Below are 16631 nucleotides of genomic sequence, written 5' to 3'. Positions count from 1 at the left end.
CCGACAACAGTAAACGCCCCAGCCAAACTATTGAAATGACAAATGAACACCAGGAGCCATCGGGTAATTCCGGTGCCAGCAAACCTAATTCTACCGCACCCGATAATGCGGGTGCCAACTTAAAAAACGCCATTCTGGCCCAACCGCCCGAAGGTTTTACCGGGCTTAAACTCAGCGAACCCGAAACGGTGGCTGCCGGGGTCACCGCCGTTCTTAAATCCATGGAATTCTCATGGGGGGATGCGGGCGTTGGCCGGGGAACCCACGCGCTGATAAAACTCAATCAGAAAGATGGGTTCGATTGCTCGTCCTGCGCCTGGCCCGATCCCGATGGCCATCGTTCGGTAGCGGAATTCTGCGAAAGTGGCGCAAAAGCAACCGCATCCGACGCCGACGACCGTCGTGTTGATCCGGAGTTTTTTGCCAGACATAGTGTAGTGGAGCTATCGCACATGACCGACCGCGACCTGAATAATGCCGGTCGGCTGACGTATCCTATGGTACTGCGTCCCGGCGCATCACATTACACCCAGATTTCATGGCCCGACGCTTTTCAACTGGTTGCTGATGAGCTCAATGCGCTGAAATCGCCGAACGAAGCTGTCTTCTACACATCGGGTAAGGTACCCAACGAACCGGCTTACCTCTACCAGCTTTTTGTGCGGCAGTTTGGCACCAATAACCTGCCCGACTGTTCCAATATGTGCCACGAAAGCAGCAGTTCGGGCCTGAGTGCAACCCTGGGTTTGGGAAAAGGATCCGTGACGCTCAACGATTTGCACGAAGCGGAGGTCATCCTGATCATGGGGCAGAATCCCGGCACCAATGCCCCTCGAATGTTAACGGCGCTGCAAATTGCCAAGCGAAAGGGCGCAAAAATCATCGCCATTAACCCGCTGCCCGAAACAGGTTTGAGTCACTTCAAAAACCCGCAGGATTTTATGAACCCAATCAAGGCTGTGGGTACGCTGCTCAGTGCGGGTACACCCATTGCCGACATTCATCTGCAGGTTAAAATTAACGGCGACGTGGCCGTTCTTCAGGGGATTATGAAGCATCTTCTCCGAGCAGAAGAGCTAAACCCCGGTGAGGTGATCGATCACAAGTTTATTGAGCAGTACACCGCCCATTACGATGAATTTCTGGAAAATCTCAAAAAAACCAGTTGGGCCGAGATCGAAGCGGTAAGTGGCTTGTCAAAAGAGCAGTTGCTGGAGGCCGCCAACCTGATAGCGCCCAAGAAAAGGATCATTACGTGCTGGGCGATGGGCATTACGCAACATAAAAACGGCGTAATGGGTGTGCAGGAGATTGTGAATTTTCACCTGATGAAAGGCGCCATTGGCAAAATGGGAGCCGGTACCTGCCCCGTTCGGGGTCATTCCAATGTACAGGGCGACCGGACCGTGGGTATTTGGGAAAAGCCAAAGAAAGAATTGCTGGATGCGCTGGAAAAGGAGTATGGGTTTGAGCCACCCCGTGAGAAAGGACACGATGTGGTGGATTCGATTAAAGCCATGCACGAAGGAGAAATAAACGTGTTTATGAGCCTGGGTGGTAATCTGCTATCGGCGGCACCGGATACGGAGTTCGTAGCCGATGCCATTCGCAAACAGCGGCTTACGGTGTTCGTTAGCACCAAACTTAACCGGGGGCATCTGGTAACGGGCAAAACATCGCTGATCCTGCCTTGCCTGACGCACGTAGATATTGATATGCAGCGCTCGGGCCATCAGTTCACATCCTGCGAAAACTCAATGGGTGTGGTTAGTCAAAACAAAGGGATCCTGCAACCGTTGTCCAGTGAAATGCTCAGCGAGGTAGCTATTATATCCGGAATCGCCATCGCTACGTTAGGCAATCGATCGACCGTTGACTGGGTAGGTTACACCGAAAATTATGATACCATTCGGGACGCGATTGCCCGGGTTATTCCGGGCTTCAGTGAGTACAATAAGAAAGTTCGCATACCGGGCGGCTTCTACCTGCCCAACGGGCCGCGCGAACGAAAGTTTAACACAGATAACGGGAAGGCAAATTTCACCGTCACCGAAATGCCGAAACATGACCTTACGCCCGATCAGTTGGTGCTGATGTCTATCCGTAGCCACGACCAGTTCAACACAACGGTGTATGAATACAATGACCGGTACCGGGGCGTTTTTGGCGAACGGCGGGTGATCTTTATGAACCCACAGGACATGCGCGACCGAAACATCCAGGAGCGGCAACTGGTAACGATTACCAGCCATTTTGAGGATCAGCAACGAAAATTGGAGAGGTTCATCGCTATTCCCTACAACATACCGAAAGGCAATACGGCCGCTTATTTCCCGGAAATGAATCCGTTAGTTGCCATCGCCAGTGTTGCCAAGACCAGCAATCAGCCCGCTTCCAAATTTGTAGTCGTTACGGTAGAGCCAATCCCTGAATTACTTCCCGAAGGCAAGACCGAAGCAGTGCCAATGGCGGCCGTGGCCTAAGATGAGTGGATAAAGAAAGAGCGCTGTTTCCGTGGTTCGTGTTTTCACAAACCACGGAAACAGCGCTCTTTCTTTATCCAATAGCTTCATCACAACGCAACCGGCTCCTGTACTGACCCGGTCGATTTAATGGCTTTGTTTCTTATCCTGTTGCGGCCCACGAGTAAAATTAGCAAGGCCAGGAGGGATGTTGACGCCATAATGCTCACCATAGGTATGGCCGTATGGTTGTTGAATATACTAACGCAGAAGGAGGCCAGCGCACCCAGACCCATTTGAGTAGCTCCCATCAGTGCCGACGCGCTGCCCGTGTTTTTAGTAAACGGGGCTAAAGACAATGCCCCATTGTTAGGATTACTGATGCCAAGGCAAGCTAAAAAAGCAAACAGAAGTGCCAGCGTACCCGTAAGCCCCAGCCAGCCAATACTAGTCAGTACTAGAAAAATCAGGGTGATGGTCACTTGGCAGCAGAGGGCGGCAAAGACAAGCTGTTCACTGCGGTAGTGCCGCAGCAGGAATCCGTTTAGCTGGCTGGCACCGATCAACCCCACCGACAACCCGGCGAATATCCAGCCGTACACCTGCCCACTGACTTTGAAAATATCCATGAAGACAAGTGGTGAGTCGGCCACATAGGCGAACAGGCCCGCAAAGGACATGCTCCCGGCAAACGCATAGGTAGAAAACTGGGGCTCCCGCAGCACCGCCAGAAAATTAGCCAGAATAGGCCGGGGCTTTAATGACAGCGAGGTATCGGGCTGGTAGCCATCCGGCAATCCGTAGCGGGTGGCCACCAGGAGCAGTGCGCCCATTATCGCCAGAATAATGAAAACAGACTGCCAGCCAAAAGCAGTAGTAACGTAGCCACCCAGGGTTGGTGCCAGCAAAGGCGACAGGCCCAGTACCAGCATTAACAGCGCGAACACGCGGGCATTTTCTTCCACCGGAAACAAGTCGCGGACCATGGCTACGGCCGCCACGCCCGCTACGCAACTGCCAATGGCCTGTAAAAAGCGGAGGGCAATCAGCCATTCGATGTTCTGTGCGGTCATGCAGCCGATGGAGGTTAGTATGAACAGGCTTAGGCCAGCATATAACGGCTTTTTCCGACCAAACCGATCGAGCAGCGGACCGTACAGCAGCTGTCCCGCCGAGATACCAATGAAGAACGTAGAGAGTGAAAGCGCTACCTGGGGTACCGTTGCCCGAAGATCGCGGGCAATGGCCGGGAAGCCAGGCAGGTACATGTCGATGGAAAACGGGGAGAGTGCCGTCATGGCACCCAAAATCAGAATTATCGAAGCGTGTCGACGTTGAGCCATAGTAGGTTGTTGTGCGTGAAACGTTGTTTTTGCTATCCCAATAAGGGAGGAATTCCAAGAGGCCAAAAGCCATGTTGTACTAGCGGAGCAGTTGCTGCACCCTTCCTGAGACAGTTTCTACGGAGATATCGTTCAGGCAGGCCAGGTCGCCCCGCCAGCAGGGTTTGTTGCCGAATACGGAACAGGGTCGGCAGGGGAGTACATCAGGCGAAATCTGAAGAATAGCTTCTTCGCCCTGCCCCCAGGGCCCAAAACCGGCATCGGGGTGCGTGCTCCCCCAGATCGACAGTACGGGTACACCGCTCAGGGCCGCCAGGTGCATATTTCCCGAATCCATGCACAGCATCCCGCGAAGTCGGCTAATGAGCAGCAGTTCGGCGGTCATGGAAAGCTTTCCGGCCACCAGAATGGCCTGCGGAAATTGTTGCTGGAGCGTTTCAAGCTGCGCAATCTCGGCTGCTCCCCCGCCAAACAGAAAAATGGTTACTGGCGAGCCCGCGTACAACCTCGCCAGTAACGGAGCAAACCGCTCGAAGGGCCACATCTTTTGCGTGTGCTGGGCAAAAGGCGCCATGCCGAACCAGGGTGTATCAGTCGTAAGGGTGTGCTGGTTCAGAAAGACACCAAGTTCGGTTTCAGCCGTCGTAAACGCTGGAAAGTGAAAAGGTTTTGCCGGATGGAGAGTCAACCCGGCTTCAGTAAATACACGGGCGTACCGATCCACGCTATGCGGTAGCTGCCGCCGGATTTTGTTGGTCTTCCTCGTTAATTCTTTTTTCTCGGCGCGACCCTTATCAATCGTAAACGACGGAACCCCTATCAGCCGAAACAGGCTCTTCAGTACCGCCGAGCGCATATTCTGGTGGGCATCCAGCAATACGTCGAACGAAGTTACCCGGCGTAGATCAGTAAACAGCCGAATCAGTCCCATAAGGCCCTTGTGTTCCCCATCGAAATCGGCACCAACAACGCGAACGTTCGGAAATTGCCCAAAAAAAACGGCAAACCTGGCCCGGGTCACCAGGGTGATGCGGACATCGGGGTAACGTTGCGTAAACGCCTGAACAACGGGAGCCAGCAGGGCCACATCGCCCATCGCTGAAAACCGAAGCAGCAGCACATGCTTCATACACTTGGTGAAGGGGAGAGAGAAATAGTCCCGACGCTTATTTGGCCTCGCGGTAGAGAACCGGGTTCAGCGTGGGGTCATTGTACATTTTCATTTGCCGATACACCTTCATATACCGGTCACCGCTGCGAATATCGTCCAGCAACTCGTCGAAACAGCGGGCCAGATCCTGCTCCTGTTCGAGAAGCACGGCGAGTTTTTGCTGTGCTTTCCAGCGGTGTTCGTCCGATACCGACGGGCGGTCGACCTGTTCCCGGAAGTGGTATAGTTTGAGTTGCAAAATCGACATTCGGTCGAGGAGCCAGGCGGGTGTTTCGGAGTTCAGCCGGGCATCTGGTTTGGCCGTTATTCCCCGAAACTGCTCAAAGAACCAGCCGTCCATTTGCTCAACGGTATCCGTCCGATCCTGATTCGACTGGTCAATCCGGCGCTTGATCCCTACCAGCTCGTCCGGCCGAATGGTCGGGCTGCGAATAAGGTCTTCGAGGTGCCATTGAACCGTATCGATCCAGTTTTTCTGATACAATAAAAAGGCAATATCATCAGCCGCAAACGGGTTGTTAACAGGGGTATCGACGGTATCGGTCAGGTGATAGTCCTGAATACTCTGGCGGAATAGATCGTTGGCGAAAGTGGCGTTCATAAGCGGTTAATCAGCCGCAAAGATACGATTTTCACCGGTAATGCGGTCAGCCAGGTTGCTGAGTGTCATCTGCCGGATGGCTCAAAATGTCCGTTAATTGGCTCTCTCGTGGTAAAATTACCCTGTATTTTTGTAGCTTAACAGAGCAGGTCGATGGCGCTTACTTCGCAACTGATTTTTGTTGTACCACCCTGCGTACACGTCCTTGATCTAACGGGGCCGGTGCAGGTATTTTACGAAGCCGCTGAATATGGAGCACCTTACCGTCTGGTGTATTGTTCATTAGGAAAGCCCGTTACCAGCTCGGCAGGCCTTGATTTCGGGGTTCTATCGTTGTTTGCCGATCTGGAAACCCTGCCGGGCGATTATATTTTTTTGCCCGGCATGGATATGGCCTATCTTCGGTCAGACGCGTTTAAACAGGAGACGGCTTTCTTTGACTGGCTACGGCAGCAGCACAAAAAAGGGGTTTATCTCTGTTCCGTTTGTACCGGAGCTTTTGTCCTGGCGCAGGCAGGTCTGCTGGATGGCCGGAAATGTACAACTCACTGGAAACGGTTGCAGGAGCTACAGGCCACTCACCCCCGATTGGTGGTTCAGCAGGATAGACTATTTATAAAAGACGCCGGTATTTATACCAGCGCGGGTGTCACCGCCGGTATCGATCTGGCGCTGGCCATTGTAGAAGAGCAGCAGGGGCCTTTGTTTGCCACCAGGATAGCCCGCGAATTAGTGGTTTATTTTCGCCGTGGCGAGGGTCACTCGCAGAAAAGTGTTTACCTGGATTACCGGAACCACATGAATGTGGCTATTCACCGAATGCAGGATTGGCTGATTGCTAACTTGGAAGCCAATGCCCGTTTGGAAGATCTGGCCGACATTGTAGGCATGAGCACCCGAAACCTGACGCGTACATTTCGAAAACAAACCGGCACCACAATTAATGCATATACAACGCTGTTACGGCTCGAATTGGCTACTACGCTGCTGTATGATCCCAGCATGACAATGGACGCTATTGCTGCCAAATGTGGCTTTCGGGATGCGCGCCAGCTCCGCCGAATCTGGAAAAAATCCGACGCTGTCACGACTGTAAGACGATCAAATTTCTCCTAAGAATCATGACTATGAACCTACCTGATCCAGTACGCTATTGCCTGTTTATCTGTTTATGGATAACCTTTCTAACGCCCGTATACGCCCAAAGACCAGTCATAAAAGCGGATGTAATGGCCTATTATTGTGAACCTTGCGGTAGCGCATGCGATGTGGAGCGCCAGGAACGGCCCGGTATTTGTGCGCACTGCGGTATGCCACTGGTTGAACGGCGTGTGGCTACGGTAGATTCGATTAACAACCAAGTCCGAAACGTGAGGAAGCGCAACGTAGCCATTTTTATTCATAATGGGGTTGAGATACTGGATTTTGCGGGTTCAAGCGAAGTGTTCGCGTCAACAGAAGGGTTTACCGTCTATACCGTTTCGCTCAGCAAGGAACCGATTATCAGTCAGGGATTTATCAAGATTATACCTGAGTACAGTCTGGCGGATTGTCCGACGCCGGATATTGTTGTGCTACCCGGTGGCCAGACAGGACCGTTTATTGAGAATAAATCGCTGATAAGCTGGATAAAAACGTCCGCAGAACGGGCTGAATTAATGTTGTCTGTCTGTACCGGAGCTGGCCTGCTGGCCAAGGCAGGCCTTTTAGACGGTAAGCAGGCCACTACGTTCCACAGCTACATCGACCCGTTGCAGCAGGCAACGCCCAACGCCAAAATTTTACGGAATACCCGTTTTGTCGACAATGGGCAGGTTATTACTACAGCGGGTGTATCGGCCGGCATTGACGGAGCCCTGCATGTAGTTGCCAAGCTCAAAGGGGTTGATGTAGCCCGGCAAACGGCTTTTTATATGGAGTACGATAAATGGAGCCCAGGCGAAGGACTGGTGGTTGGAGAGAAAAACAATCGATCGTCAGATAAATAATCCAATGACCATCAACCACGGGTCGACCATACCGGGAAGGCTTCTCCGGCACCAAACTCAGAGCGTTCGGCGGGGAGTTCCATAAACGCATCGGCGGCCAGCAAATTCGCAAAGTCGGCTGATCCTGAGCCGGGTAGGGGGTGCGCCAGCGTACGTCCATCCCGTTCGGAAGTCAGCCGAACGGGTAAAAAGTAGGTAATGGCTGGTTTAAACACGATGGGCGTGGCCAGTTGCGCATACCGTATGGGCGCTGAAGGCAGTCCCAGCGAGGTGCGTACATAAGGCAGCACATACCGATACCCACAAAGAACCGTAGATACCGGATTGCCAGGTAACCCAAAGACTGCTTTGGTCGGACCCGCCTGGGTCTGTCCGTTCGGAGCCTCTGTCGTTCCGAACCAAAGCGGTTTACCCGGGCGCTGGTCAATTTTGTGGAAATGTTTCTGGACGCCCAGTTGGGCCAGCACCGAGGGCACAAAGTCCGCTTTGCCGGCGGAAACACCCCCGCTCAGGATCAGCACGTCGTTGTCGGCCAGCAACGTTGCCAGTTTACTTTTCAGGACAGCTTCATCATCAACGATGTGGTGTAAGGTAGCCGCAATACCCAGCGTTGCCAGCGCCGTTCGGAGCATGTACGTATTGGATCGCCGAATCTGGTAGGGCAGGGGCGCATCGGCCACATCCACCAACTCATCGCCCGTAGAAACGAGCGCCACGCGGGGAAGCGCCGTTACGGTCAATGTTGTTTGTCCAACCGAAGCTGCCACCGCTAGTTCTGACGGACCAAGCCACATACCATTGGACAGAAGCTCGTCGCCAGCCCGGCGGTCAGTTGCCTGTGGATGAATATGTTGCCCCGGTTGTACCTCCTCAATGGTGATGGTTGCCTGCGAGTCGGCAATGCGGACATCTTCGTAGCGAATAACTGTGTCGGTGCCAATGGGAAGCATCGCTCCGGTCATAATTTCCAGGCAGGCATTGGCATCGCTTACCGTTTGTTGTGGCTGACCCGCGAACTGTGTACCCTCAATCCGGAATGTACGTTGTCCGGCCGCATAATCGGCAAATCGAATGGCAATTCCGTCCATCGCCACCCGGTTAAAAGGAGGAAAGTTCCGGTCAGCGCGAACCCCTTCGCGCAGTACCCGGCCGGCGGCATCGGCCAGCGAAACCGGTTCGGTGGGCAGGTACAATCTATGTTGTTGAGTAAGGGCGAAAGCGTCGGTGACGGTAAGCATAAACGGGGTAATGATGAATGTTGACGGATAAATGTTGACTTTTGACTCGGAAGACGCAAGCTATTCATTATTTTTCATTGCACCGCAGCCGCGGACGGTCGGCGACCCGGTCATAATTCATCAGTTTCTACCATGAACTCTTTTTCTCATCTCAACGCAGACGGCAACCCGGCCATGGTCGATGTGGGTGCCAAGACGGTAACCCGCCGGACGGCCCGAGCCCGGAGTGTTGTTGCCCTTGGTTCCGATATTATGCAGCATCTGGTTCCCTTAGGAACAGGAGGAAATGATATTTCGACCAAGAAAGGGCCGGTGTTCCAGACGGCGATTATTGCCGGAACGATGGCTGCCAAGCGCACCGATGACCTGATTCCACTTTGCCATTCGCTCGGACTGGACAACTGCCAGATCACCATCACGACGGAAGGAACCGACGCGATCATTGACTGTCTGGTATCGACCGAAGGAAAAACCGGCGTGGAGATGGAAGCGCTGGTGGGTGCTTCGGTGGCGGCTCTGACCATTTACGATATGTGCAAAGCCCTGTCGCACGACATAATTATTCGGGAAACAAAATTAATGGAGAAGACGGGTGGGAAACGGGATTTTCGGCGGGCCTAACCTGAACGGCCTGATTCTGACGGGGGGGCGTAGTACCCGGATGGGACAGGACAAATCGCAGTTGATCTATCACGGGAAACCCCAGCGTGAACACCTCACCGAGTTGCTGGCACCTTATTGCGAGGCCGTTTTCTGGTCGGTAAATGCAGAGCAGGCCGCTGAGCAAATGCCAGCTGGTCAGCCCATTATAATCGACAGGTTCGACTTTCCGGGTCCGCTCAATGGCATTCTGTCGGCGTTTGCTCACAAGGCTTCGGTGGCCTGGCTGGTGGTGGCCTGCGATATGCCGCTGCTCACGACCCAGTCGCTCGACGCGTTGCTTCAGGGACGAAATCCGGCGAAGCTGGCTACCGTCTTCTATGATTCGGATGGTCGGCTTCCCGAGCCATTACTGGGCGTATACGAGCCCGCCTTTTATCCGGTTCTACGGCAGGCAATAGCCGCTAAACAATACTCCCCGCGTCAGGCTCTGCAACAGAATAACGTAGCGCTACTGACGGTGCCTGACAGTCGTGAACTGACTAATGTAAACGATCCGGCCGCCAAAGCGGGTCTTGGCTTGTAAACATCATCCTGAACTGGTGGGTTATAGTCAAAACCAGCGTTTATGATCTTACTGCGAAAACTCCTGTTAACGGCTGGTTCCGTGCTGTTTGGCGGTGCAACAATGGCTCAGCGCGCAACACCCCCGGCCGAATTCCGCGACTTCAGTGAACAGCGCATCCGGCATCAGAAAACCCTCGGCCTGGCACTCGGTAGCTTTGCCGTGGCCAATATTGCGGTGGGAGCCGTAGCGGCCGGGCAAACATCGGGCGAAACCCGGTATTTCCACAAAATGAACGTGTACTGGAATCTCGTTAACCTGGGCATTGCCGGGGCTGGCCTGCTGGGTTCACGCAAGAAGAACGCAGATGCCGAAACATTGGCGGATGCCGTAAGGCAGCACGAAAATATGAAACAGATTCTGCTGCTCAACGCGGGGCTGGATGTGGCTTATGTAGTGGGCGGGGCGTATCTGCGGGAGCGGGCCGTATCGCACCCCGACAAGGCCGACCAACTTCGTGGTTATGGCACATCCATCATCGCCCAGGGTGGTTTTCTGCTGGCCTTTGATCTGGTCAACTATTTTATTTTCAAAAACCGGGGCGACAGGCAGGAGCGTATGCTACTCTCCGCCAGCTCAACTGGGCTGGGCGTTGTGGTGCCCATCCGGTAAGTGTTGTTGAATCAATCGAAAGCTAATGACTAATCAGGATAATTTTTTTCTGCGCGAGGCCATTCAATTGGCCCGCGAAGGCATGACCAGCGGCCAGGGTAGCCCGTTTGGGTCTGTTATTGTGCGGGATGGTGTTGTCGTAGGAAAGGGATGTAACCAGGTCACCTCGACCAATGACCCGACGGCCCACGCGGAGGTCGTTGCTATTCGGGATGCCTGCCAGCATCTCGGCACGTTTCAACTGGATGGCTGTACGCTCTATGCTTCCTGTGAGCCCTGCCCCATGTGTTTGGGAGCTATCTATTGGGCGCGTCCGAGCCGGATTGTCTACGCATCGTTTCACTCCGATGCGGCCAAAGCCGGTTTCGACGATCAGTTCATTTACGAAGAGATCGACAAGCCCCGCGAAGAGCGGCATATTCCGATGCATCAGCTCCTGCGCGAGGAAGCCAACGAAGTATTTGAAGAGTGGGTTGCTATGGAGAAACGGATGTCCTATTAACAAACACAAAAAGCCGTACTTTTACAAAAAAAATACGCTATGCCAGGAATGGAATTTTTTGGAGCCGCTGAGCGCGCAGAAATCAACGATGTGCTCGAGACCGGCATCCTGTTTCGGTATAATCACGAAGCACAACGCAATAATATCTACAAAGCCCGCGAGTTTGAGGCTGAAGTTGCCAAACTCGTTGGCGCTACCTACGCCCATGCCGTATCGAGCGGATCGACTGCTGTGTTGTGTGCGCTGGCTGCGGCTGGCATCGGTGCAGGCGATGAGGTAATCGTGCCGCCCTTCACCTATATCGCTACCGTTGAAGCCGTGCTGATGGTGGGTGCGTTGCCCGTCTTTGCCGATATCGATGAGACAATCTGCCTGAGTGCCGATGGTATTCGTAAGGCCATTACGCCCAGAACGAAAGCCATTTGCCTGGTTCATATGTGTGGACAAATGGCTGATATGGAAGCCATTATGGACGTTGTTAACGAACATAATTTGGTGCTGGTTGAAGATGCCGGCCAGGCGATGGGTGCCAGCTACAAAGGCGTTTCGACGGGACTGTGGGGTAAAACCGGCGCTTATTCGTTCGACTTCTTTAAAATCGCGACGGCGGGTGAAGGCGGCATCATGGTTACCAACGATGAAGTTGCCTACAAACACGCCGATTCGTATTCCGATCACGGTCATGACCACATCGGTAGCAACCGGGGTATGGAGCAACACCCGGTTCTTGGCTTCAACTACCGGATCAGCGAACTCCACGCGGCCATTGGTCTGGTTCAGACGCGCCGGGTCCCCGAAATCATAAAGAACAACAACGCCCACAAAAGCCAGTTGATGGCCGTGCTGGGGCAGGTGCCGGGCGTATCGTTTGCCCGTATTCCCGATGCAGACGGCGATTCGGCTACGTTCCTGAATATATTGATGTCCAATACGGATACGGCACAGCGTGTTGTAAATGAGATGAATGCGGCCGGGATCGGTGGGTTCAATTATTGGTTCACGAACATGTACCACTTCATTAACCAGTGGGATCATATCAAACAGATGCGGACGGCGGCTCCCCTACCTATCGAAAAATTCGGTGCGCCCCAGGATTACAACAACCTCGATATTCCAAACGCACAGGCAACCATCGGCCGACTGATCTCGTTCGGTATCCGGGCCTCCTGGACATCAGACGAAGTAGCCGTTCTGGCCACGAACATCGAAGCGGCCATCCGCAAAGTAACACTGGTAGAAGCGTAAATTTTCAGCCAATATGGTAGCTACACAAACCACGCATAAGAATTTTAAGGGTGTCGAGAAGACAGTTTTTGGGCGGGGAAGTTTCTCGCAGCTCGACGAGATACTGGCTCCACACCGGGTCGAAAACGAAGGCTACTTTGTTTTTCTGGTCGACAACTACTTTAAGGGCAAACCCCTAGAAGGGCAGGTCCCGGCTCATGCCGAAGATTTGACGTATTACATCAGTGTTGAAGAACACGAACCAACGACGGACCAGATTGACCAGCTACGCGATGCGATTCTGGCAACGAAAGGCCTGCCGTCGGGTGTTGTTGGCATTGGGGGCGGCAGCATCATGGACATTGCCAAAGCCCTGTCGTTAATGCTCACCAACGAGGGGTCTTCGACGCTTTACCAGGGGCTGAACCTGATCAAAAAGCCGGGGGTTTACCACGTTGGTGTGCCCACCATTTCGGGTACGGGTGCCGAAGTTTCCATGACGGCCGTTCTGACCGGACCGGTAAAAAAACTGGGCCTTAAGTGCGAATGGACGGTGTTCAATCAGATCGTGCTTGATCCTGAACTGATTGCCAGCGTGCCGCGTAACTGGTGGTTCTACACCGGTATGGATACCTATATCCACTGCGTCGAATCGGAAAATGGCCGCTTGAATAACGCGTATTCACATGCCTATGCCGAGCAGTCGATGAAGCTTTGCCGGGAGGTATACCTGGGGCCTGACTCAGGCCAGACACCCGAAAACGACGATAAACTCATGGTGGCGTCCATGATGGGTGGCCTGAGCCTCACCTATTCCGAAGTGGGGGTTTGTCATGCGCTTAGTTATGGGTTATCCAAGATTCTGGGCACCCGGCATTGCTACGCCAACTGCCTGATCATGAATCACCTGGGTGACTACTATCCGGAAGGGGTTGCCGAATTCAAGGAAATGGTTGCGTATCACCAGATTGATCTGCCGCAGGGCTTGTCCAACGACTGGAGTGACGATACCATTACGCAGATGGCGCATATCTCCTACAATCTGCCGCACATGTGGCTGCACGCCATCGGCGATAACTGGCAGGAAGTGATCACCATCGATGTGCTGAAGGATTTGTTCCGACGGCTGTAAATTACTATCAACTACCGACTACTATGTCTCAAAAAATTGTTCGCGTTGGCGACATCGAATGTGGGTCCGATGAGTTGTTTCTCATCTCGGGTCCGTGTGTTATCGAAGACGAAAAAATTATGATGAATGTGGCGGAGCAGCTTCGTGAAATCCAGGAGCGGCTCGGCATCAAGATCATCTATAAATCATCCTTCCAGAAAGACAACCGTTCCAGCCTGAATTATTACAACGGACCGGGCCTCGACAAAGGCATTAAAATTCTGGCGAAGGTAAAAGAACAGTTTGGCTTCCCGCTGCTGACCGACGTTCATTACCCCGATCAGTGCGCACCGGCGGCCGAAGTAGTGGATGTGCTGCAAATTCCGGCGTACCTCTGTATGCAAACCATGCTGGTGGTGGCAGCCGCTCAAACGGGTCGGGTTGTCAACGTGAAGCACGGTCAGTTTCTGGCACCGGAGAACATGAAACATCCCGTCAAGAAAATTGAAGATTCGGGCAACGATCAGATCATACTGACCGAGCGGGGCTTCACCTTCGGATACAATGACCTGGTAGTCGACCCACGTAGTTTCTACCACATGGCCCGTACCAATTATCCGGTTGTATTCGACGTTACGCACGCGATCCGGAAGTATGGTATTCCATCGGCCGATGCCAAAGGGGGCGCTCGCGAGTATCTGCCCGTACTGGCCCGCGCCGGTGTTGCCTCGGGGGTTGATGGACTGTTCATCGAAGCACATACCTGCCCATCGGAAGCACTGTGTGACGCAGCCAGCCAGCTCGATATTCGTTACCTGGAGGAGTTCATGAAACCCCTCATCGAACTGCACGCGGTGGAAGTGAAATACCGCAACACCTTACCCGAACTGGCTTAGCAAAGGATGTATGATGTATGGTATATGATGTATTGTCTAGCCGCAAATCATATACCATACATCCTATATCATACATTCTTTTCATGACTGATACAGAACAGATTTTTACCGCACTGGGTGGCCAATTTGTAACACCAGCCGATGCCCTGGCCGAAAAACTGAAAACCATACGGGCTATCGTGTTCGACTGGGATGGCGTGTTCAACGATGGCATCAAAACGGAAGCGGGCAGCAGCTCATTCAGTGAAGTCGATTCGATGGGTACCAATCTGTTGCGGTTTGGCTTGTGGCTTCACCACGGTGGGCAACTTCCCGCTGCGGCTATTATCACCGGGGTGACAAATGGGCTGGCCGATGCGCTGGTCCGTCGTGAGCATTTTCACGCCTGTTATTCGCAGGCTAAGCACAAGATTGATGTATTGGGCCATTTTCTGGCCGAGCACAACCTGCAACCTTACGAAGTCGCTTTTTTCTTCGATGATGCGCTGGATCTATCCGTTGCCGACGTAGCGGGCGTGCGTATCATGGTCCGCCGGAATGCCAATCCACTGTTCACGAAGTACGTTGTCCAGAACGGTCTTGTCGATTACCTGACGGGTAGCCAGAGCGGGCAGTTTGCGGTACGGGAAGGGTGCGAATTAATGCTGGGTCTGCTGGGGCAGTTCAACACCGTAATGGCCGAACGATTACGCTATAAGCCTGTATACGACCAGTATTACCAGCAACGGCAGGCGGTTGAACCGAGTTACTGGACAGTGGGTGCTAATGGCCCCGAACAGAAAATCAGGTAAAGGCTCGAACAGCCAGCACCGAAAAAATAAGAACATGATCATCGGACTAATTCCCGCTCGTTACGGCTCATCCCGTTTTCCTGGTAAACCTCTGGCCGATATTGGCGGAAAAAGTATGATTCAGCGGGTGCTCGAACAGGCCAGTCAGGCAACATCCTTATCGAAGGTTGTTGTCGCAACGGATGACGAACGCATTGCCGACGTCGTGCGTCGAATCGGTTTCGAAGCGGTTATGACCCGCACGGATCATCCCAGTGGTACTGATCGCTGTTGGGAAGCTTACGAACGGCTAAAAACAGACGGCCTGATTACGGGAGATTCATCCGATTATATTCTCAACATTCAGGGGGATGAACCCTTTATCGACCCCGCCCAAATTGATGAGCTGGCGGCTGTTCTGGATGGCACCATTGAGTTGGCCACCCAGATGGCAACAGTCGATTCAGCTGCGATGCTGCATGACCCCAAGGAAGCGAAAATCGTCATCAACGCGCAAAACGAAGCCTTGTACTTCAGCCGGTCGGCGGTGCCGTACTTGTGGGGCGTTGAGCCGGATCGCTGGCACGAACAGCATGCCTACCATCGCCATGTTGGGCTGTATGCGTATCGGGCGGATGTGCTGGAGAAGATTACGCAGCTGCCGCCTTCACCACTCGAACGAATCGAATCGCTGGAGCAACTGCGCTGGCTGGAAGCGGGTTATCGCATCAAACTTGTTGCCACAACGTACCAAACGCCAAGCGTAGATAGTCCGGGCGATATTGAAAAAATACTGCAAAGCGGTCTGTAACTACCGGTATGTCGTCACACCATATTGTCCGGGAAAAACAGGAACCCGCCTTGCTGATTGCCAACGGGGAAGCCTGTTCGGAGGAACTATTGGGCCAGCTTCTGGAGTGGAGCCCAACTGTTGTGGTACTCGATAGTGCCATCTGGCGGGTATTCGACCTGGGCATTAAAGTAGACGTATTGCTTGGTGACTTCGACAGAAGCTTAGACCTCGATAGCATACGGGCTCATCAGTACCCGCTCAACATAGTTCACGCGCCGGATCAAGACAAATCCGATCTGGATAAAGGCATCGAATACCTGATTGACCAGGGTTATCCGGCCGTCAACATCATCTGGGCAACCGGCCGCCGGGCAGACCATACTCTGGCGAACATGACGAACATTGTGCGGTACAAAGACCAAATTCGTATCGTGATGCTCGATGATCATTCCAGAATTTTTCCGCTGGTTGGGCGGTTTGAGAAGTGGTACGAAGCCGGGACACCTATTTCTCTAATACCCGTCGGCACGGTAACGGGTTTCACGTCACAAGGGTTGAAGTATAACCTTCAGGAGGCTACCCTGAGACTGGGGTATTTTACGAGCAGCAGCAACGAAGCCGCCGAGGATGGCTTCGTTCGCATCGAAGCAAAAACAGGCGATCTGCTGATAATGGAGTGTTGGGATTAATTCGTC

Annotated in this window: 17 protein-coding genes; 13 read left to right on the top strand and 4 right to left on the bottom strand. The window is 53.2% G+C overall.

The window, feature by feature from the left end:
* Positions 1 to 35 precede the first annotated feature (35 nt).
* Complete coding sequence (locus tag ACYU87_RS01935; protein WP_461132335.1) at positions 36 to 2483, top strand: FdhF/YdeP family oxidoreductase; 2448 nt, start codon at positions 36 to 38, stop codon at positions 2481 to 2483.
* 89 nt (positions 2484 to 2572) lie between these two features.
* Here the strand turns inward: ACYU87_RS01935 and ACYU87_RS01930 are convergent, their stop codons facing one another.
* From ACYU87_RS01930 to ACYU87_RS01920, 3 genes are all read right to left on the bottom strand, one after another.
* Positions 2573 to 3805, bottom strand: coding sequence for a multidrug effflux MFS transporter (locus tag ACYU87_RS01930; protein ID WP_461132334.1), 1233 nt, complete (start codon positions 3803 to 3805; stop codon positions 2573 to 2575).
* 79 nt (positions 3806 to 3884) lie between these two features.
* Positions 3885 to 4934: a glycosyltransferase family 9 protein gene (locus ACYU87_RS01925; RefSeq protein ID WP_461132333.1), complete on the bottom strand. Its 1050-nt coding sequence runs from the start codon at positions 4932 to 4934 to the stop codon at positions 3885 to 3887.
* A 37-nt stretch (positions 4935 to 4971) separates the two neighbouring features.
* Positions 4972 to 5577 carry a DUF4254 domain-containing protein gene (locus ACYU87_RS01920; RefSeq protein ID WP_461132332.1) on the bottom strand — a complete coding sequence of 202 codons (606 nt, stop codon included), beginning with the start codon at positions 5575 to 5577 and terminating at the stop codon, positions 4972 to 4974.
* A 153-nt stretch (positions 5578 to 5730) separates the two neighbouring features.
* Between ACYU87_RS01920 and ACYU87_RS01915 the strand changes: the two genes are divergently transcribed.
* Complete coding sequence (locus ACYU87_RS01915) at positions 5731 to 6693, top strand: GlxA family transcriptional regulator (RefSeq protein ID WP_461132331.1); 963 nt, start codon at positions 5731 to 5733, stop codon at positions 6691 to 6693.
* Positions 6694 to 6698: 5 nt separating this feature from the next.
* On the top strand, positions 6699 to 7565 hold the full coding sequence (locus ACYU87_RS01910; protein WP_461132330.1) for a DJ-1/PfpI family protein: 867 nt from the start codon (positions 6699 to 6701) through the stop codon (positions 7563 to 7565).
* An 11-nt stretch (positions 7566 to 7576) separates the two neighbouring features.
* On the opposite strand, the gene ACYU87_RS01905 is transcribed toward ACYU87_RS01910, so the two are convergent.
* Entirely contained in the window at positions 7577 to 8803 is a 1227-nt protein-coding gene (locus tag ACYU87_RS01905) for a molybdopterin molybdotransferase MoeA (protein ID WP_461132329.1), read from the bottom strand.
* A gap of 132 nt (positions 8804 to 8935) precedes the next feature.
* On the opposite strand from ACYU87_RS01905, the gene moaC reads away from it, so the two are divergent.
* The 10 genes from moaC (at position 8936) to ACYU87_RS01855 (ending at position 16625) form a co-directional block, all read left to right on the top strand.
* Positions 8936 to 9424: a cyclic pyranopterin monophosphate synthase MoaC gene (gene moaC, locus ACYU87_RS01900; RefSeq protein WP_461132328.1), complete on the top strand. Its 489-nt coding sequence runs from the start codon at positions 8936 to 8938 to the stop codon at positions 9422 to 9424.
* On the top strand, positions 9396 to 9989 hold the full coding sequence (locus ACYU87_RS01895) for an NTP transferase domain-containing protein (protein WP_461132327.1): 594 nt from the start codon (positions 9396 to 9398) through the stop codon (positions 9987 to 9989). Before moaC ends, ACYU87_RS01895 begins: the two co-directional genes overlap by 29 nt.
* A 42-nt stretch (positions 9990 to 10031) precedes the next feature.
* Positions 10032 to 10640, top strand: a complete 609-nt coding sequence (locus ACYU87_RS01890; RefSeq protein WP_461132326.1) for a DUF6992 family protein — start codon at positions 10032 to 10034, stop codon at positions 10638 to 10640.
* A 25-nt stretch (positions 10641 to 10665) separates the two neighbouring features.
* Entirely contained in the window at positions 10666 to 11142 is a 477-nt protein-coding gene (locus tag ACYU87_RS01885) for a nucleoside deaminase (RefSeq protein ID WP_461132325.1), read from the top strand.
* Positions 11143 to 11190: 48 nt separating this feature from the next.
* Positions 11191 to 12387, top strand: a complete 1197-nt coding sequence (locus ACYU87_RS01880; RefSeq protein ID WP_461132324.1) for a DegT/DnrJ/EryC1/StrS family aminotransferase — start codon at positions 11191 to 11193, stop codon at positions 12385 to 12387.
* A gap of 13 nt (positions 12388 to 12400) precedes the next feature.
* Positions 12401 to 13498 (top strand): iron-containing alcohol dehydrogenase family protein, encoded by a 1098-nt coding sequence (locus ACYU87_RS01875; RefSeq protein WP_461132323.1) that lies wholly within the window; start codon positions 12401 to 12403, stop codon positions 13496 to 13498.
* 23 nt (positions 13499 to 13521) lie between these two features.
* Positions 13522 to 14373, top strand: a complete 852-nt coding sequence (gene kdsA / locus ACYU87_RS01870; protein ID WP_461132322.1) for a 3-deoxy-8-phosphooctulonate synthase — start codon at positions 13522 to 13524, stop codon at positions 14371 to 14373.
* 83 nt (positions 14374 to 14456) lie between these two features.
* Positions 14457 to 15164 (top strand): phosphatase, encoded by a 708-nt coding sequence (locus ACYU87_RS01865; RefSeq protein WP_461132321.1) that lies wholly within the window; start codon positions 14457 to 14459, stop codon positions 15162 to 15164.
* Between the two features lie 34 nt (positions 15165 to 15198).
* Entirely contained in the window at positions 15199 to 15954 is a 756-nt protein-coding gene (kdsB, locus tag ACYU87_RS01860; RefSeq protein ID WP_461132320.1) for a 3-deoxy-manno-octulosonate cytidylyltransferase, read from the top strand.
* An 8-nt stretch (positions 15955 to 15962) separates the two neighbouring features.
* A complete protein-coding gene (locus tag ACYU87_RS01855; protein WP_461132319.1) occupies positions 15963 to 16625 on the top strand; it encodes a thiamine diphosphokinase in 663 nt (220 codons plus the stop codon).
* Positions 16626 to 16631 lie beyond the last annotated feature (6 nt).

The organism is Spirosoma lituiforme, from assembly GCF_054776635.1.
Note: the sequence above shows the minus strand (reverse complement) of the source record. Positions and strands in the feature narration are given on the sequence as shown.